Source organism: Paenochrobactrum glaciei, assembly GCF_039522165.1.
In the GTDB taxonomy this organism is placed as follows: domain Bacteria; phylum Pseudomonadota; class Alphaproteobacteria; order Rhizobiales; family Rhizobiaceae; genus Paenochrobactrum; species Paenochrobactrum glaciei.
Window position 1 is genome coordinate 62,011 of sequence record NZ_BAAADE010000003.1, and the last position, 17,755, is coordinate 79,765.

The 17,755-nt window shown below is 50.6% G+C and carries 16 protein-coding genes; 8 read left to right on the forward strand and 8 right to left on the reverse strand.

Annotated elements, in window-relative coordinates; translation table 11 throughout:
* Positions 1-24 precede the first annotated feature (24 nt).
* Both paaI and paaG read right to left on the reverse strand, forming a co-directional pair.
* Entirely contained in the window at positions 25-468 is a 444-nt protein-coding gene (gene paaI, locus ABDZ76_RS09860; RefSeq protein ID WP_343804908.1) for a hydroxyphenylacetyl-CoA thioesterase PaaI, read from the reverse strand.
* Positions 465-1,253: a 2-(1,2-epoxy-1,2-dihydrophenyl)acetyl-CoA isomerase PaaG gene (gene paaG, locus ABDZ76_RS09865; RefSeq protein ID WP_343804911.1), complete on the reverse strand. Its 789-nt coding sequence runs from the start codon at positions 1,251-1,253 to the stop codon at positions 465-467. The genes paaI and paaG overlap by 4 nt, the downstream gene beginning before the upstream one ends.
* A 107-nt stretch (positions 1,254-1,360) precedes the next feature.
* On the opposite strand from paaG, the gene paaN reads away from it, so the two are divergent.
* The 7 genes from paaN to ABDZ76_RS09900 all read left to right on the forward strand — a co-directional run bounded on the left by paaN (position 1,361) and on the right by ABDZ76_RS09900 (position 9,514).
* Positions 1,361-3,004 carry a phenylacetic acid degradation protein PaaN gene (paaN, locus tag ABDZ76_RS09870; protein WP_343804914.1) on the forward strand — a complete coding sequence of 548 codons (1,644 nt, stop codon included), beginning with the start codon at positions 1,361-1,363 and terminating at the stop codon, positions 3,002-3,004.
* A gap of 76 nt (positions 3,005-3,080) precedes the next feature.
* A complete protein-coding gene (locus ABDZ76_RS09875) occupies positions 3,081-4,175 on the forward strand; it encodes an ABC transporter substrate-binding protein (protein WP_343805570.1) in 1,095 nt (364 codons plus the stop codon).
* Positions 4,176-4,270: 95 nt separating this feature from the next.
* Positions 4,271-5,143, forward strand: coding sequence for a branched-chain amino acid ABC transporter permease (locus ABDZ76_RS09880; RefSeq protein ID WP_343804916.1), 873 nt, complete (start codon positions 4,271-4,273; stop codon positions 5,141-5,143).
* Positions 5,143-6,102, forward strand: a complete 960-nt coding sequence (locus ABDZ76_RS09885) for a branched-chain amino acid ABC transporter permease (RefSeq protein WP_343804918.1) — start codon at positions 5,143-5,145, stop codon at positions 6,100-6,102. Before ABDZ76_RS09880 ends, ABDZ76_RS09885 begins: the two co-directional genes overlap by 1 nt.
* A complete protein-coding gene (locus tag ABDZ76_RS09890; protein ID WP_343804920.1) occupies positions 6,099-6,887 on the forward strand; it encodes an ABC transporter ATP-binding protein in 789 nt (262 codons plus the stop codon). Before ABDZ76_RS09885 ends, ABDZ76_RS09890 begins: the two co-directional genes overlap by 4 nt.
* Entirely contained in the window at positions 6,874-7,575 is a 702-nt protein-coding gene (locus ABDZ76_RS09895; RefSeq protein ID WP_184223005.1) for an ABC transporter ATP-binding protein, read from the forward strand. Before ABDZ76_RS09890 ends, ABDZ76_RS09895 begins: the two co-directional genes overlap by 14 nt.
* 1 nt (position 7,576) lies before the next feature.
* On the forward strand, positions 7,577-9,514 hold the full coding sequence (locus ABDZ76_RS09900) for a 3-hydroxyacyl-CoA dehydrogenase NAD-binding domain-containing protein (protein ID WP_343804924.1): 1,938 nt from the start codon (positions 7,577-7,579) through the stop codon (positions 9,512-9,514).
* A 56-nt stretch (positions 9,515-9,570) separates the two neighbouring features.
* Here ABDZ76_RS09900 and ABDZ76_RS09905 read toward each other — a convergent pair whose 3' ends face one another.
* Complete coding sequence (locus tag ABDZ76_RS09905; protein WP_343804926.1) at positions 9,571-11,055, reverse strand: DHA2 family efflux MFS transporter permease subunit; 1,485 nt, start codon at positions 11,053-11,055, stop codon at positions 9,571-9,573.
* Between the two features lie 63 nt (positions 11,056-11,118).
* Here ABDZ76_RS09905 and ABDZ76_RS09910 point away from each other — a divergent pair, with 63 nt between their 5' ends.
* Positions 11,119-11,694 carry a TetR/AcrR family transcriptional regulator gene (locus ABDZ76_RS09910; RefSeq protein ID WP_343804928.1) on the forward strand — a complete coding sequence of 192 codons (576 nt, stop codon included), beginning with the start codon at positions 11,119-11,121 and terminating at the stop codon, positions 11,692-11,694.
* 3 nt (positions 11,695-11,697) lie between these two features.
* On the opposite strand, the gene ABDZ76_RS09915 is transcribed toward ABDZ76_RS09910, so the two are convergent.
* From ABDZ76_RS09915 to ABDZ76_RS09935, 5 genes are read right to left on the reverse strand one after another with little or no spacing between them, the layout of a single operon-like run.
* A complete protein-coding gene (locus ABDZ76_RS09915; protein WP_343804930.1) occupies positions 11,698-12,483 on the reverse strand; it encodes an ABC transporter ATP-binding protein in 786 nt (261 codons plus the stop codon).
* 10 nt (positions 12,484-12,493) lie between these two features.
* Positions 12,494-13,483 carry a FecCD family ABC transporter permease gene (locus ABDZ76_RS09920; RefSeq protein WP_343804932.1) on the reverse strand — a complete coding sequence of 330 codons (990 nt, stop codon included), beginning with the start codon at positions 13,481-13,483 and terminating at the stop codon, positions 12,494-12,496.
* Positions 13,484-13,494: 11 nt separating this feature from the next.
* Positions 13,495-14,484: a FecCD family ABC transporter permease gene (locus tag ABDZ76_RS09925; RefSeq protein WP_343804934.1), complete on the reverse strand. Its 990-nt coding sequence runs from the start codon at positions 14,482-14,484 to the stop codon at positions 13,495-13,497.
* Positions 14,484-15,383: an ABC transporter substrate-binding protein gene (locus tag ABDZ76_RS09930; protein ID WP_343804936.1), complete on the reverse strand. Its 900-nt coding sequence runs from the start codon at positions 15,381-15,383 to the stop codon at positions 14,484-14,486. Before ABDZ76_RS09930 ends, ABDZ76_RS09925 begins: the two co-directional genes overlap by 1 nt.
* Positions 15,384-15,436: 53 nt before the next feature.
* Positions 15,437-17,650 (reverse strand): TonB-dependent receptor plug domain-containing protein, encoded by a 2,214-nt coding sequence (locus tag ABDZ76_RS09935; protein ID WP_343804939.1) that lies wholly within the window; start codon positions 17,648-17,650, stop codon positions 15,437-15,439.
* Positions 17,651-17,755: the final 105 nt, after the last annotated feature.

Consider the following 17,755-nt stretch of genomic DNA (forward strand, 5'->3'; position numbering starts at 1 on the left):
AGATGAGTGTCAGGTCAAAGACATTCACTCAGGCACATGCGTTCCTTTAACGCTGCGCGACAAACCGCGAAATTCTGCAATATGCTCACCATCCTGATTGGAAACCCGAATATCATAGATGCCTGAGCGGCCGCGTCGGGAGACTTCACGCGCAACGGCTGTTAACCGATCCCCGATTTTTCCCGGATTAATAAAACTGACCGAACAGCTTTGCGCTACAACCAGCTGATTATAGCTGTTGCATGCAAACGCGAAAGCGCTGTCGGCAAGTGTAAAAATAAAGCCACCGTGACAATTACCATGTCCGTTCGACATGGTTTCAGTGAGTGTCATCGCAACACTCGCTGCGCCCGGTGCCACATTGATAAGCTCCATGCCCAAATTCTGGCTGGCTTTATCACCTGCCCACATGGCTTGTGCGGAGGCTTCGGCCAGTTTCTGCGGGGTCATATCTGCAACTTTTTTCATTTGCCCTTAAACTCCGCGGCACGTTTTTCCAAAAACGCCGTAACACCTTCAGCATAGTCAGCGCTTTTACCCGCTTTTTGCTGGGCATCCCGTTCCAGATCCAACTGCTGATCCAAAGAATTGGTCGCAGACGCCTGAATAAGCTGCTTGGTCAAACCAAGGCCGAAGGTTGCTCCCTTGGCAAGCTTGCGAGCTGTCGCCAATGCTTCATCAAGCAATGTTTCATCATCAACAGCCTTCCAGATCAGCCCCCAAGAAGCTGCATCTTCTGCCGATAATGGCTCAGCTAACATGGTCAATGCCTTGGCGCGCGGCTCACCCAAAATACGGGTGAGGTTAAATGTGCCGCCAGCGTCGGGAATAAGCCCGATTTTGGAAAAGGCTTGAATAAAACGGGCAGATTTTGCGGCAAAAACAATATCACAAGCAATGGCAATATTCGCGCCTGCACCGGCTGCCACACCATTGACAGCGCAGATAACCGGCTTGTTCAAAGCACGGATCAAACGCAATGTCGGATTGTAAAAAGTTTCGAGCGTATTGCCCAAATCCGGCGCTGGCGTTCCTTTACGTGGATCGCGATCGCCTAAATCCTGTCCGGCGCAAAAACCACGTCCCGAACCTGTAATCAGCACTGCACGAACAGTCACATCATCATGCGCGCGCTGGATGCCGGCGCGCAGCGCCATGTGCATTTCTTCGTTAAATGAGTTCAGCTTTTCAGGGCGATTCAACGTCAAAGACAGAACGCCATCAGCCAGCTCTACAAGAACCGTATCCGACATATTTCAACTCCCTGCTCCATGATATTTGTGGAGCCCTCTTTTTTTTGTTGCATAAACTGACCGGCCGGTCAATAATAATATGAAGAACGAGGAGGAACGTTTTCACGATGTTTTGGGATCGCCATTTACCGACACTCAATGCTGCTGGTGCGGCACTGTTAGCCCGTGAGTTCTGGACACCATATCCGGAAGTCCCGTCAGGCAAGATCTATGGCGAAACTGCCCGTGACGACGGATTAGCAAGCTATCAGGCACTTCTCAATAAGCCTTTCGATATTGCTGACCACCCGGAAACGGCCCGTATCGGCACCGAAATATCTCCTTATGGCGACGCACTGGGAATCACTTATCCGGCCGCAGAACCGCAGGTATTAATCGATGCAGCCAATAAGATTGCCGACGCCTTTGCCGCTTCTGATGTCAAAATCCGCATTGGTGCGCTGCTTGAAACTTTAGCACGTTTAAACGCACAAAGCTTCCTGATGGGCAATGCGGTGATGAACACCACCGGACAGGCATTTCCGATGGCCTTTCAGGCCGGTGGCCCGCATGCACAAGACCGTGCCTTAGAAGCTGTTGCAGCTGCCTGGGCAGAAATGCAGCGCTTTCCGGCACAGGCTATCTGGGAAAAGCCACAAGGCAAACAGGCACCTTTACGTCTTGAAAAACACTGGACACTGATTCCCTCCGGTCTCTCACTTGCTATCGGTTGTAATACATTTCCGACGTGGAATTCATTCCCGGGTATTTTTGCAAGCCTTGCCACCGGCAATCCGGTAATCATCAAGCCGCATCCATCAGCTGTGCTGCCGCTGGCACTTGCGGTTAAAACATTGCGCGAAGTGTTTATTGAGGCAGGCCTGGCTGCTGATGCTGTTCTTTTGGCCGTTGATCTTGTCGATGCACCGATTGCCGACAAGCTGGCAACGCACAGCGATATCAAGCTGATTGATTATACCGGTTCAAATACCTTTGGTGACTGGCTGCGTGGCAATGCTGTTCAGGCTAAGCTTTTCACCGAAGAAGCCGGTATCAACACGATCACCATCGCAGGCACTGATAATTTCCTGGCCATGGCCGATAATCTGGCTTTTGCACTCTCGCTTTATTCCGGCCAGATGTGCACCGCACCGCAGAATATTTATATTCCTGAAGGCGGCATTGAAACTGACGAAGGCCATAAAAGCTTTGACGATGTCGCCAAAGGTTTAGCCGATGCGATTGACCGTCTTGTCGCGGATCCGGCACGCGCTGCCGCCATTTGCGGTGCCATTGCCAATCCGGCCACATTGAGCCGCGTGGAAAAAGCCCGTTCGCTTGGCCGCATCATTCGTGATTCTGCGCCGCTTGATTATAAAAACAGCGCCACACCTTTGCTCATCGCCATTGAAGCCGGTGATGAAGCCACCACGCATGAATGGTTCGGGCCGATCATGTTCATTATTCCGGCCAAAGATGGCGATGTAGCCATCCAGACCGCATCCGGACTTGCGCGTAAAAAAGGCGCCATCACAGCCGCCCTTTACGACACCAATGAGCCACGCATTCAACGGGCGGCAATCGCCTTTGCGCGCGCTGGCGTCAATCTGTCGGTCAATCTGACAGGCAATATTTTCGTCAACCAGTCAGCAGCCTTCAGTGATTTTCACGTAACCGGTGCCAATCCTGCGGGAAATGCCTGCCTGACCGATACAGCATTTGTTGCCAGCCGTTTTCACCACGCCATGTGGCGCCGGCCGGTTACAGAATAACAAACACTCTGGGAGGAGTATCACCTTGATTAACTTTCTGAAAACAACTGTTCCGGCCGCCGTTATTGCTCTTGCTATGGCAGGTGCAGCCCATGCCGAAATCCGCATCGGCGCATCTGTTTCGGCCACAGGCCCGGCAGCATTCCTCGGCGATCCAGAATTTAAAACACTAGAAATGCTGGTTGCAGAGCTGAATGAAAAAGGCGGCATCAACGGCGAACAGATCAAACTCATCATGTATGATGATGGCGGCGATGCCAACAAAGCACGCACTTTCGCCACCCGTCTGATCGAAGATGACGAAGTGGTTGCCATTATCGGCGGCACCACCACCGGCACATCCATGTCGATCCTGTCCGTGGCTGAAGATGCTGAAATTCCTTTCATCGCGCTTGCCGGTGCAATTGAAATCATTCAGCCAGTGCGTCCTTACACTTTCAAAACCCCGCATACCGATCGTATGGCTTGCCAGAAAATCTATGAAGATATGGTCAAGCGCGGTTTCACCAAAATCGGTATGATTTCCGGTACTGACGGTTTCGGCGCTTCCATGGAAGCCCAGTGCAAAAACGTTGCACCGGACTATAAAATCGACATCGTCATCGACGAAACCTATGATCCAAAAGATGCGGACATGACCGCTCAGCTGACCAAAATCCGCAATGCGCCGGGCGTCCAGGCTGTGCTCAATCCGGGCTTTGGTCAGGGGCCTTCAATTGTAACCCGCAACTATCATCAGCTCGGCATCGAACTGCCAATGTATCAATCGCATGGCGTTGCATCTTCCGGCTTCATCAAACTGGCCGGTGAGCAAGCCGCTGAAGGCCTGCGTCTGCCGGGCACTGCCCTTCTGATTGCTGATCAGCTTGATGCGAGTGATCCGCAGCAGCCGCTCGTCACTGCGTATAAGGCAAAGTTTGAAGAGCGTTATAAAATGCCGGTTGATACATTCGGCGGCTATGCCCATGACGCTCTTTTGATCGTGACCGATGCGATTACCCGTGCAGGTTCTGCTGAGCCTAAGGAAATCCGTGACGCCATTGAAAAAACCAGCGGTTTGGCCGGTGCAACAGGTATCTACACTTTCTCACCTGAAGACCATCTCGGCCTTGATCTGACAGCATTCCGTATGCTCCAGATCAAAGACGGCGGTTGGACTGTAGCCGAATAATAATGACACCTGCATCCCGCCTGCGCCGTTAGTTCCGGTACAGGCGGGATCATGTCATCCGGCCTGTTATTTCTCCATTCACACGCGGAGAGCTCATGTCAGAGTTTATGCAATTTCTCTCTTCAGGGGTAACTGTCGGTGCTGTTTACGCACTGATCGCCCTTGGTTTCACGATCATTTATAACGCATCCGATGTGGTCAATTTTGCTCAGGGCGAATTTGTCATGCTGGGCGGTATGATCACTTGGGCAGCTTATGCAGCGGGTCTTCCCCTGCCGCTGGCGGCTCTGATTGCCATTGTTCTGACAGCGGCACTCGGCGTTGCGATCAATAAATTCGCAATCGAACCGGCGCGTGGTGCGCCTGTTGTTTCGCTGATTATTATCACGATCGGTGCCTCCGTCTTCATTCAAGGCGCGGCACAGATCATCTTTGATAAGCAGATCCATAGTTTCCCTGCTTTTTCCGGCGACAAGCCGCTCAATTTCTTAGGTGCTACCATTCAAACCCAGAGCTTGTGGGTTATCGGCGGCGCTTTGGTGGTGTTTATCGGCCTGTGGCTTTTCTTCACCCGCACCCTGTTGGGGCGCGCAGTGCTTGCCACATCTAATAACCGTCAAGCCGCGCAATTGGTCGGCATCAATACCACTTTCATCATGACCCTGTCTTTTGCATTGTCAGCAGGTATTGGCGCACTGGCTGGTGTACTTGCAACGCCAATCACCCTTGTTGCTTATAATGTCGGCATTGGTTTTGCGCTCAAAGGTTTTGCCGGTGCTATGCTTGGCGGCATGGGCAATCCGAAAGGCGCACTGGCTGGCGGTTTTCTGATCGGTCTCATTGAAGCAATGACGGCTGGTTATATTTCATCGACCTATAAAGAAGCCGCTGCCTTTATCGTTATTCTTCTGGTGCTGTTCCTGATGCCGCAAGGTCTCTTCGGCAAGAAAACCACGGAGCGTGTCTGATGTCATTCATTTCACGCAAAAACGCCACTCTTTTGGTGCTTTTCGCACTGATTGCAATCGCACCTTTCTTCTTTCCGTCCGGTTTTTATTTCCGCATCGGCGCTATGGTTTTCGTCAATAGCCTTGCAGTGATGGGTATTGTCATTCTCACCGGTTATGCAGGGCAAATCAGCCTCGGACATGCAGGCTTTGCCGGTATTGGCGGTTATGCCTGCGCACTTGCACCGGTGCATTTAGGCATTCACCCCGGTGCTGCCGTTTTCCTGGGCGCAGCTATTTCTGCGATTATGGCCTATCTGGTTGGCCGTCCGATTTTGCGCCTCAAAGGCTATTATCTAGGCGTTGCCACCCTTGGTTTCGGCATTTTGATCTCAATGGTTTTAAGCAATGAGCGCGACCTTACCGGCGGCCCTGACGGTATGTCGGTACCGGAGCTGGGCTTGCGCGCAGGCTTGAAAAATATCGGCATCAACCTGTCGAATGGTGAATTCTGGTATTATTTCTGCGGTTTTGTGCTGCTGATCGGCGCATGGATTGTGCTTAATCTTTATAACAGCCCGATGGGGCGCTCATTACGCGCGCTGCACGGCTCAGAAATTGCTGCCCGCACTGTCGGTATTGATGTGGCACGCTACAAGTTGCTGGCCTTTGTTATTTCAGCCGTATTTGCCTCCGTTGCAGGTTCGCTGATTGCTCTGCAAAACAAGTTTATCACGCCTGATATTGCCGGTTTCATGCATTCGATTGAAATGGTGACCATGGCTGTTCTTGGTGGTGCAGCTTCTGTGCTCGGTGCGATTTTGGGTGCAGCGATTTTAACAATCCTGCCGCAAATCCTCACCGTTTTTGCCGAATATGAACAGCTGATTTTAGGTCTTGTGATGATGCTGGTGATGATCTTCCTGCGTGAAGGTTTGCTGCCGTCCATCGTCCGTAAATTCAAGGGAACCGGCGAATGACCCTGCTCTCAGTTGAAAATATCGGCATCAGTTTCGGTGGCCTGAAAGCGGTCGACAATGTCAGCTTTCAGGTTAAACAAGGCGAAATCACATCCGTTATCGGGCCAAATGGTGCTGGCAAAACCACGCTGTTCAATATGATTTCCGGTGTTTATCAGCCATCACAAGGCCGTGTGTTGCTTAAAGGTGAAGATATTACCGGTATGCGTCCGGATTTGCTGGCACGCCGGGGTATGTCACGCACCTTCCAGAACCTGCAAATTTTTCAGAATATGACCGTGATTGAAAACGCCATTGCAGGCTTTCACTTAAGTGAACGCGGCTCGGTGCTGGCTGACCTTCTCAGCCTTCCATCCTCGCGTCGTAGAGCATCCAAAGCGCGTGAAGGTGCAATGGAACTGCTGAAAAAAGTAGGGCTTGAACGCGCAGCAGAACGCGAAGCTGGCAGCCTTTCCTATGGTTCGTTGAAGCGTCTTGAAATTGCCCGCGCATTGGCACTCAATCCGGCAGTGCTGCTGCTTGATGAGCCTGCTGCTGGTTGTAATGCCGTGGAAACCGATGAAATCGACCAGCTGATCGCCGATGTGGCTGCGTCCGGTGTCGCGATTTTGCTGGTGGAACATGACATGAAAATGGTCATGCGCATTTCCAATCATATCGTCGTTCTCGATCACGGCCAAAAGCTTACCGAAGGCTTGCCAGCCGAGGTCAGCCGTAATCCGGCAGTGATTGCCGCTTATCTCGGCGCAGATTTCAACGAGGAGACCGCCCATGCTGACAGTTGAGGGCTTACGCTCACGTTACGGGCGCATTGAAGTTTTACACGGCATCAATCTCACCGTCGATTCCGGCGAGATTGTTACCGTTGTGGGTGCCAATGGTGCGGGTAAAACCACATTATTGCGCTGTCTTTCAGGCTTGCAGCCTGTTTCTGAAGGTTCAATCAACTTTCGCGGCGAGACAATCACCAATCTGGCAGCGTTCCGCCGCCCTTCGCGCGGGCTTACACAATCCCCCGAAGGCCGGCAGATTTTCACCAATCTTTCGGTAGAAGAAAACCTGCGTCTCGGCGCTTTTCTCTTCCGCGATGATCAGGTGGAAAAAGATATGGCCGATGCTTTTGCCATGTTCCCGATCCTGAAAGAAAAGCGCAATCTGCCAGCCGGTGGTCTTTCCGGCGGTCAGCAGCAAATGCTTGCCATGGCGCGCGCTTTGATGGGGCGTCCGGCTTGTTTGCTGCTTGATGAACCATCCATGGGGCTTGCACCAATCATTGTTCAGCAGATTTTTGATGTAGTCAGCAATTTGAAAACTTTAGGCGTCACCATTCTGCTGGTGGAACAAAATGCCTATGGTGCCTTGAAAATTGCTGATCGGGGTTATGTGATGGAAACCGGTAACATCACAATGCAGGGTTCTGCCGAAGAGCTGATTGCCGACCCTAAAATCCGGGAAGCTTATTTGGGAATTTAATATGTCTGTGACCATTACCCGCGACGAAAATATTGCCATTGTGACGGTTGATAATCCGCCGGTGAACGCTCTCGGCCAAGCCTTGCGCCAAGGTCTTTGGGATGCGGTAGAAACGCTGGATCAAGACCCTCAGGTAGAGGCCGTTGTGCTTATCTGCGCTGGCCGTACTTTTATCGCGGGCGCAGATGTGCGCGAATTTGGTTTGCCCCCACAGCCACCGCATTTGCCTGATGTCGTGGCAAAAATTGAAAATGCACAAAAGCCTTGGGTTGCAGCCATTCACGGTTCGGCTTTGGGTGGCGGTCTGGAAGTAGCCCTTGGCTGCCGTTTCCGCATCGCGGTTGCAAATGCTTCTCTCGGTCTGCCGGAAGTCACCTTGGGTGTTATTCCGGGTGCTTCAGGCACCGTGCGTACGCCGCGCCTCATCGGCCTTGAAAAAGCAATCAGCATGATCACATCCGGCAAGCCGGTGCGTGCAGAACAGGCTCAAAAAGATGGCCTGATTGATGCGGTCATTGATAGTGACTTGCAAGAAGGTGCCGTCGATTTTGTGCGCCGCGCCATCAAACAAGAGCTTCCAAAGATTTTATCACAACGTAACACGCCACAAGCCGATGACGCGTTTTGGGAACAGCAAAAAGCTGCTGTGAGCAAAGCAGCCAAGGGTGCAAGCGCGCCTTTGCTGGCCTTTGAATCCATTCGTCAAAGCACGCTTTTGCCATTTGATGAAGCAATGGCCTATGAGCGCAAAACATTTCTGGAACGTCGCGATTCCAAAGAAGCGGCAGCTTTGCGCCGTATTTTCTTTGCTGAGCGTAATGCGACCAAGCCTGACTTTGTCAAAGACATCACGCCGATCGACATTAAAAAAACCGCTGTTATCGGTGGCGGCACCATGGGTGCAGGCATCGTTATGGCACTCAGCAATGCCGGTTATCCGGTTGTGCTGGTCGAGCAGGATGCGGAAGCTGTTGCCCGCGGCCTGACCAATGTGCAAAAAATCATCGATGCCAGCGTCAAACGCGGTATTTTGAGTGAGGCGCAGGCCGAAGAGCGCTTGAATAGCATCAAAGGCACCAGCGACTATGCTAATCTGGCAGATGTCGACCTTGTCATTGAAGCCGTCTTTGAAGAGATCAATGTCAAGCGCGATGTATTTGCCAAACTCGGTCAAGCGTGCCGTGCGGATGCAATTCTTGCCACCAATACATCTTATCTTGATCCACGTGATATTGCACAAGGTCTGCCACATCCCGAACGTTTTATCGGTCTGCACTTCTTCAGCCCAGCCCATGTGATGAAGCTGATGGAAATTGTGCCGACACCGGAGACATCAGAACCAGTGTTGGCAACCGCTTTTGCTTTGGCCGCCAAGCTTAAAAAAATGCCGGTACGCGCCGGTATTTGCGAAGGTTTTATCGGCAATCGTATTTTGAAACGCTATCGTGCAGCCGCAGAAGATTTGCTGCGTAAAGGCAATCAGATTGCTGATATTGATGCAGCGATGCGTGGCTATGGTCTGGCGATGGGGCCTTTTGAAGCGCAAGATATGGGCGGCCTCGACATTGCATTTTTGCAGCGTGAAGGTGCGCGTGCAACAGGCGCAGATGTGCCGGAAACCTTAGGCGATATTCTGGTGCGTGCCGGACGTAAAGGCCAAAAAACCCAAGGCGGCTGGTATGATTATGTGGAAGGCGAGCGCAAAGGTCGCCCCTCAGCACAAGTTGATACTTTGCTCCAGAATGAAATCAGTGCTGAACAGCCATTGTCACTCGAAGCAATTGCCCAAACACTGGTTGGCGAAATGGCAGCCGAAGGTCAGGCTATTCTTGATGAAGGCATTGCACTCAGTGCCGTGGACATTGATCTGGTCAAAATCCACGGTTACGGCTTCCCGCGTTGGCGCGGCGGTCCGATGTTTGCCAGCAACAAAGCGTAAAAAAATCAAAAGGCTCCGATGTTTTCACCGGAGCCTTTTTTAATAAATAACAAAGTCTATTGCGCTTTGTTCAGGCGATAAACCCCAAACGCAGTCATGAAAACACCCACTGCGGCCACAGCAATCACCACAATAAATGACTGGTCAAAGGCCAGATAGGCATTATCCAGCAATGCGCTGACCTGATCGGCAGGCAATGTTTCAGCTACCAGCTTTGCCCCGTCGAGACTATCGGTGGCAGCTTTGGCGTGAGCCGGATTTTGTGCCGCAAATTCCGGCAACACCAGATTGAGGCTATAGATGGCAGTCATCAGACTGCCCATCACCGTCACACCAATAGAACCGCCAAGCTCATAGGACACTTCTTCAATCGAAGCTGCCATACCGGCTTTATCAGCGGACGCATTGCCCATAATCGCTGTTGATGCACCCGTCATGGCAGCACCGACACCAAAGCCCACGACCATCAGCGGCAACAACCAGATCATGGTCTCCATTTTGTAGCTGAGGAGATATAAAACAATCCCCACGCCCGACAGACCAAGCGACAGATAAAGCGCTCTGGCGGTGCCGACACGGTTCATAAAGAAGCCCATCAACGGTGCGGCCACAAAAGCGGCTAACGGAATAGGCAAGATCAGCAATCCGGCCTGCAATGGCGAATAACCGGCAACCAGCTGCAAGCGCTGTGTGAAAACCAGTTCCACCCCGATCAGCGAAGCCGAGGCAACGGAAGCGGTTAAAACACCAGACGAAAACTTGCTGTTTTTGAAAAGCTGGAAATCAAGAAGCGGTTCGCTACGTTTGTTCTGACGTTTGACAAAGATCACAGCCGCAATCAAACCGATCACCAAGGCGCCAGCAAAATGCAACAGATCGCGGTCAGGCTTACCGAGCTCCTTCAAAGCAAAAGTCAGAGCGATCAGCGCCAGCATGATTTGCACCGAGCCGGTAAAGTCCCATGCGCGCGCTTTGTTGCCGCCGCGCTTTTCCAAAACGATCATGCCAACAATAAAAGCTGCAATCACAACAGGCACATTAATGAGGAAGACTGAGCCCCACCAGAAATATTCAAGCAGAACGCCACCAACCACCGGCCCCACGGCAGCGCCACCAGCTGCAATCGAGCTCCAGATACCAAGCGCCAGCGCACGCTCTTTCTCATCCTGAAACGTAATGCGGATGATCGACAAAGTGGCAGGCATCATCATGGCCGCACCAACCGCCAAACCGATACGTGCACCAATCAAGAAATTAGCACTTGGCGCAAAAGCAGCAGCCGTTGAAGCGAACCCGAAAACAATAAGGCCGCACAAAAACATGGTCCGGTGCCCGATACGATCACCCAAAGTGCCGGTCCCCGGTAACAGACCAGCCACCACCAACGGATAAGCATTGATGATCCATAATTTTTGCGATGCACTGGCATGCAGGTCATGTGTCAGACGCGGCAATGCTGTGTAAAGCACTGTCATATCAATAACAATCAGCAGTAAGGCACAGGAAACAACAGCCAGTACGATCCAGCGATTATTCGTCATTTTTCAACACCATTCATAAAAAAACTACTTGTATCATGCAGCGCTTAATTTAAATCCTCTTGTATGGAAACTAAAAAATTCAAAAAAATCGGCCGCCCGCGTGTGGTTGACCGCAACAAGGTGCTGGATGCCGCTGAACACTTGCTGGTAGAAGGTGGCATTGAAGCCCTCACCATGGACAATGTCGCGCGTGAAGCGGGCATTACCAAGGGTGGTGTGCAATATTGTTTCGGTAATAAATACGGCCTCATGCGTGCTATTATTAATCGCTGGGGCGATATTTTTGATGTGAAGGTCAATGCCTATAAGCAAGGCTCCACTGATCCGCGTGCCCATATTGCTGCGCATATCAAAGTAACCCGCGAGGGTGAACAGACGGACGATTCCCGCTTTTCTGCCATGATGGCAAGCCTCGTGCCCAATAGCGAGCAATTGGAAGAAAGTCGCAAATGGTACAGCCACCAAATCGATGGCCTTGATATGAATGATCCTGCCGACCGCATGGCGCGTTTGGCGTTTATTGCAGCGGAAGGGGCTTTTTTGCTGCGCAGCTTCAATCTCTTTGCCTTTACTGAAAGCCAGTGGCAGGAAATCTATGATGATATTGAAAAGCTGATGGCACCAGAACAGAAAGATTAAATCCTATTTCAAACATGTGCCAAAAGGAATGCAGACCGGTTTTCCGGTGCGGGGATCTTCAAAAAAATCCGCTTCAACACCAAAAACATCGCGCAATACATCAGCACACATAATATCATGTGCCGAGCCTTGGCTGACGATTTTGCCCTGTTTAATCGCAATAATATGATGCGCAAAACGGGCTGCCTGATTAAGATCATGCAGCACCATCACAATGGTTTTTCGTTGCTGCTGATTAAGCTTTTCCAGCAGCTGCATCACTTCCAGCTGATGTGCCATATCCAAAAATGTGGTCGGCTCATCCAGCAGAATAATGTCACTGTCTTGCGCCAGTGCCACCGCGATCCAAACGCGCTGACGTTGACCTCCCGATAAAGAGCCAACCGCCCTTTCCGCAAATTCGGTGAGATTAGTAAGCCGCAACGCATCCGTTATTTTTTGCTTATCAATTGCGCTTAATGTGCCAAAACCTTTTTGCCAGGGAAAACGGCCATAAGCGACCAGATCATATACTTTCAAACCGGACGGCGCTTCGGGAGCCTGCGCCAAAACTGCCATTTTACGTGCAATCGCTTTGGAATTGAAATTGTGCATTTCCTGACCTTCCAGCATCACAGTGCCGCCGGTTGGTTTCAAAATACGGGCAAGGTTCTTCAAAATCGTGCTTTTGCCGGAACCGTTAGCGCCAACAAGTGCCGTTATTTTTCCCTGCCTGATCTGCAAATCCAGCCCAGTGATGATCTCGGCCGCATCATAAGAAAAGCTTAAATTTTTGGTTTCCAATAACATTATGCTCTCCCTAACGCGCCATTCGCATCAGCAAATAAAGAAAATACGGCGCACCGATCATCGCGCAGAAAATACCTGCCGGAATTTCTACCGGAGCCAAGAGGCTGCGCCCCAATGTGTCCGCCACAAGCACTAAAATGGCACCGCATAATGCACAGGCAGGCAGCAATAAAGCATGGCGCGCACCAACCAGTCTGCGGCACATATGCGGCGCTAAAAGGCCGACAAAACCAATGCCGCCCGTTACCGCAACACTTGCCCCCGTCAATGCGACTGCAACCACAATCATCAATAAACGCTGACGATTAACATGGATGCCCAGACCGGTTGCAGTTTCATCACCAAGCGACAAAATATCGAGTATTTTGACCCGCCATGCCAGCACAGGTAACAAAGCAATAAACCACGGCAAGAGCAGCATAATGTCCTTGTAATTTTTACCCGACAAGCTACCTGCAAGCCACACCACCGCCTGATCATAAAGGCTGCGGTCAAGTCGCATTGCCAGCACAAGCGTTAAGGCGCCCAAACCTGCATTAACCGCAATACCGGTCAGCAATATACGTGCCGGTGCCGCCTCACCTTTTTTACGCGCCAATGTATAAATTAATGACGCAGAAAGTGCCACCCCGCAAAAGGCTGCAAAGGGGCGCCAATGCGCTGACACAAACACACCTTGCTGCTGCAAATAGAACAAAACAATAATCACCAGCCCTGCACCGGCACTTAAACCCAGCAAACCCGGATCAGCCAGATCATTGCGAAAAACAGCCTGCAAAACCGCACCTGATAAAGCAAGCCCGCAGCCTGTGATCATCGCCAGCAATAAGCGCGGCATACGGATAGAAAACAACACCAGTTCTTGCTGGGGTGTCCCCTCGCCGCTCATCATTTGATAAAGATCAGTAAGGCGCAACGGATAAGAGCCCAGATGCAGGCTGAAAAGCATCGCGAGCAGCAAAATTGCCGCCAAGCCAATGAAAACAAAATCTGCGCGCATGTTTTTTTGCATCAGATACCGCGCTCATCCCGCCATGCCAGCGCCAGAAAAAACGGCACGCCAATCAAAGCTGTAATCAACCCAAGTGGCGTTTCATAAGGCGGATTGATCATCCGCGCCCCGAGATCGGCAAAAACAAGTAAACAAGCACCAGAGATCATTGAGCCTGGAATAATCCAGCGATAATCAAGCCCCAGCATAAAACGGCTAAGATGCGGAATAACCAGCCCGACAAACCCGATGCCACCGGCAATCGCCACACTACATCCGGCCAGCACCAGAATAACAAGACTGATGAAAATCCGCGCATGCAGAATATTAAGCCCCAAACCGGAGGCCACATCCTGCCCAAGGCTCAGCAATGTTACGCTACGCGATAATAAAAGAGCAGCAACCAGTCCGCCGATAATCCATGGAGTGACAAAGAACAACTGGCTTTCCTGCACGCCCTGCACACCACCGGCGGTATAGAACAAAACATCTTGCCCGATTTTAAAATATACAATGGTGAAACTGGTCAAAGCGCCGAAAAAGGCAGAAACCGCAGCCCCTGCCAAAGCCAGACGCACGGGTGTCAATCCACCACGTTGCGCAGAGCCCACCATAAAAACAATACCGACACCCAGCGCTGCGCCTAAGAAGGACAAGCCTATCAACAAAGTAAAATCAATTGCCGGATAAAGTGCCAAGCCCAAAGCCAGCATCAGCCCTGCACCGGCATTGAGCCCCATCAAAGAGGGGCTTGCCAGCGGATTACGGGTCATGCCCTGCATCAAGGCACCGGCCGTGCCGAGAGCCGCGCCCACCAGTGCAGACGCCAACACACGCGGAATGCGAAACTCGCGCAAAATCAGATGATCATGATTACCTGCATCAAAAGCAAACAACGATTTCAGAATAGTGGAAAATCGAATATCTGCCGCACCGAACCGTGCTGACAGCAATAGACCCGCTATCAGCAAAACCAGTCCGGCCAATAAAATGCAGATCCGTTTCGGCATTAGTCCGCAAGACCAAAAGCACGCGCCACATCATCCATGATAATACCGGCACTGATCGGCCCGCTGGATTGGTTCCACGGTTCGATATTAACCTTGTAAACATGGCCGGCTTTCACCGCTGGCAAGCTCTGCCAAAGCGCGGTTTTCTCAATATTGCCAAGCCGGGCAGCATCTTCCACCATCAGGAAAATACGATCCGCATCCATTTTGCCAATCAGCTCATTGGAAATCGCTTCGTAATTTTTACCCACCGGCACAAGCGCATGCGGCGTCAATTGCAAATCCCGATAAAGCACAGGGCCGGAACGACGTCCCGTGCCATAAACACGAATATCTTTTTGGCGCACCCGCATCAGCAACACGGTTTCATCTTTATAATCAGCATGAATCTTTTCACGCAGGCTTTCAGCCCGCTGATTATAATCATCTACCAGTTTTTGTGCCTGCTCCTGACGCTCCAATACAGCTCCAAGCCCAAGCAACCATGGCCGCCAATCCTCATCCGGCTCACGCAGACTAATGACCGGCGCAATCGCCTGCAAAAGATCATTATTCTGGCTATGAACATCGCCAACCGATAAAATCAAATCCGGTTGTAAGCTTAGAATTTTTTCATAATCAGGGCTGCTTTGATCGCCGACAGAAGATGTATCAGCTAAGGCTTTTTTAAGCTGTTCCGCTGCCCCTTGCGGGCGCTCCACCGCCCCAACAGGCGTGATGCCTAGCGCAATCAGCGCCTCAGAAAAACTGTTATGCAGTGCCACAATATGTTTAGCCGCAAAAGGCACATCGCTTACACCATCAAGATGCTGAACAGTCTTGATTTTATCATCAAACTTCAAAACAACTGCCAGATTATCGCTTGCAGCCGCCGCTTTTTCGTCGGCCCTTGCGGACACAAAAACCGCGCTGTTAAGCGCGGTTAATATGAAAATGATGAGCGATAAAACTCTTACCATTTATAGCTCGCCCGTACATAATAGGAGCTGTAAGATGGTTCTTTAGTGAAAGTCTTATCGACAATTGCGCCATTCACATCAAATGTCGTACGTTCACGTTTGTCTTTTGTGCGCAAAATATTCAACGCACTGAACGAAACCGAGAAGCTTTCGGTGATATCTGTACGCGCGCTCAGATCCAAGCGGTTAAGCGCCGAGAAATGTGTGCGGACATTTGTAATATCTCCGTCTTTGTTCGACTCCAAAATATTTTGCGTATAAGCATAGGTTGTGTTCAGGTTGACACCAAATGTGGTTTTCCAATCCGGCACATAATAGTCCATCCCGATATTGGAAACAAAATCCGGTGTTTCGCTGAAGCGACGTTTCTGGCCTGTGCGGTCATCCGTCAAACGGCTTTTCATGGCAGTCGCATTGGCAAAGACGCTCAAGTTTTCCAAACCGAGGAACTCAAGCGGCACGCGTGTTTCCAGTTCCACACCATAAAGATGGCCGCTGCCGACATTTTCAGGTGTCTTTACCCAACGATCATTATTAGATGCATCACGGCTCAAAGAATCTTCCATCTTATCGTCAAAATGACGGGCATAAACATTGGCCGACAAAATGCCCTGCTGATCAAGGATATACCAATCAAGACCAGTATCAACGCCCCAGATTTTTTCAGGTTTCAGGAACGGGTTACCACGTTTATCAGGTTTACCTAAAGTGCCTTCCTTAGTGCTGAGCGAAGGTGTCAACTCACGCAAATCCGGACGGCGCAATGTGCGGGCAACACCCAAGCGCCAATCCAAACCATCATTGATGTTATATTTATACTGCAAAGACGGATTAACCTGCGTGCTATTCACACTGTAATCATCACTGGAAGAATCTGTGGTTTTCGTACGGCTATGCTCGACGCGCAAACCAGCAGTCAGCTGATCATTGCCAAAGAGTGAAAACTGGTCACTGACATAACCATAAATAATGTCTTCATTCGCGCTATAAATACGACCAAGATTAGGCTCTATAATACCGCCTGTGAAATCATTTTCTTCTTCATCGCGCTTGCTGAAAGAAGCGCCGAAACCAGCTTCAACATTATGCTCACCAAAACGACTATTCAAAACAAAACCAGGCGCTACACGCTGCAGGGAAATATCGTTTTCGCGTTCTGATTCAATAACATCATTGAGAACATTCTTTTTAAACGTATAAGTTACGCTATCGCGGGTGGTGTCTTCACTGCCTTTTTGCAGATCGATAAATAAGCGGGAACGCGTTTCGTCATTAAACTCATGTGCCCATTCCAGATAGCCGGCATAGGTTTCACGCGTGCGTTTACGCAACTCGTCACCCTGTTCTTTAAGAGCTATCTGATCTTTGTCGAACTTAAACTTTGTCTGGTCACGCTTTTCATATGAACGCGAATAGGTCGGTGCAAAAGTTACTGTATCTTTTTCCGAAACATCAAACTCGAAACGACCGGTCACCAGATAATCATCAAAGCTGCGCTCCTGATCCTCATCAGAACCGCCATCTGGTTTCGTGCCGCTTTTAAACGACATCTCGGATGAACTCTCGTTCACACGGCGACGCTGATAATCGGCACCCAGAAAATAACGGAAACCACCTTCTGAACCAGACGCCCAGCCATTGATATCGCCTGTCGGGCCATTCTTGGTCAGATAACCGCCACCAAGCGATATACCACCGCCATTACGCTCAAACTGACGTTTGGTGATAATATTGACCGTACCGGCAGCACCCAATGATGCCATGCTGGCAAGCGGGCTGCGAACAATTTCAATGCGCTCAATCATTGCCGACGGCAGACGATCAACTTCGAAATTACGGCTGGAGTCGCCATCGATAAGTGGGCGGCCGTCAATCAAAACCTGCGTATATTCACGACCGATACCGCGCAACTTAATTTCGCGTGAACGATTGACGCCCGGGAAAGTCACACCAGGCAGACGGCGAATAGCATCACCAGCGCTTAAATCATTAAACTGATTAAGCTGTTCGCCTTCAATAACCGTCATAGCATTAGGCGCTTTGGCGCGTGCATCATAAGCGTTAGCAACAGAGCCGCGCACAAGATCATTAATCACGATCTCTTTAAGCTTTAAAACCTCATCCGCCTGTTGGGCATGTACAGAAGATGCCAATAAAACACCTGCAACCGAAACGGTTGACAATAGTAACGCCCGCACATTTTTCATGACGATCTCACTTCTCAATTAAACTTGAGATCACTTGTCATATTTCTGTCACATTCGTCAAGGCGGTAAAATTTAAGTAACAATTTTTAACAAAAATAGAGAATA

Coding starts and splice junctions, on each gene's coding strand:
- paaI (WP_343804908.1), bottom strand. CDS start 468: ATGAAAAAAGTTGCAGATATGACCCCGCAGAAACTGGCCGAAGCCTCC.
- paaG (WP_343804911.1), bottom strand. CDS start 1,253: ATGTCGGATACGGTTCTTGTAGAGCTGGCTGATGGCGTTCTGTCTTTG.
- paaN (WP_343804914.1), top strand. CDS start 1,361: ATGTTTTGGGATCGCCATTTACCGACACTCAATGCTGCTGGTGCGGCA.
- ABDZ76_RS09875 (WP_343805570.1), top strand. CDS start 3,081: ATGGCAGGTGCAGCCCATGCCGAAATCCGCATCGGCGCATCTGTTTCG.
- ABDZ76_RS09880 (WP_343804916.1), top strand. CDS start 4,271: ATGTCAGAGTTTATGCAATTTCTCTCTTCAGGGGTAACTGTCGGTGCT.
- ABDZ76_RS09885 (WP_343804918.1), top strand. CDS start 5,143: ATGTCATTCATTTCACGCAAAAACGCCACTCTTTTGGTGCTTTTCGCA.
- ABDZ76_RS09890 (WP_343804920.1), top strand. CDS start 6,099: ATGACCCTGCTCTCAGTTGAAAATATCGGCATCAGTTTCGGTGGCCTG.
- ABDZ76_RS09895 (WP_184223005.1), top strand. CDS start 6,874: ATGCTGACAGTTGAGGGCTTACGCTCACGTTACGGGCGCATTGAAGTT.
- ABDZ76_RS09900 (WP_343804924.1), top strand. CDS start 7,577: ATGTCTGTGACCATTACCCGCGACGAAAATATTGCCATTGTGACGGTT.
- ABDZ76_RS09905 (WP_343804926.1), bottom strand. CDS start 11,055: ATGACGAATAATCGCTGGATCGTACTGGCTGTTGTTTCCTGTGCCTTA.
- ABDZ76_RS09910 (WP_343804928.1), top strand. CDS start 11,119: ATGGAAACTAAAAAATTCAAAAAAATCGGCCGCCCGCGTGTGGTTGAC.
- ABDZ76_RS09915 (WP_343804930.1), bottom strand. CDS start 12,483: ATGTTATTGGAAACCAAAAATTTAAGCTTTTCTTATGATGCGGCCGAG.
- ABDZ76_RS09920 (WP_343804932.1), bottom strand. CDS start 13,483: ATGCGCGCAGATTTTGTTTTCATTGGCTTGGCGGCAATTTTGCTGCTC.
- ABDZ76_RS09925 (WP_343804934.1), bottom strand. CDS start 14,484: ATGCCGAAACGGATCTGCATTTTATTGGCCGGACTGGTTTTGCTGATA.
- ABDZ76_RS09935 (WP_343804939.1), bottom strand. CDS start 17,650: ATGAAAAATGTGCGGGCGTTACTATTGTCAACCGTTTCGGTTGCAGGT.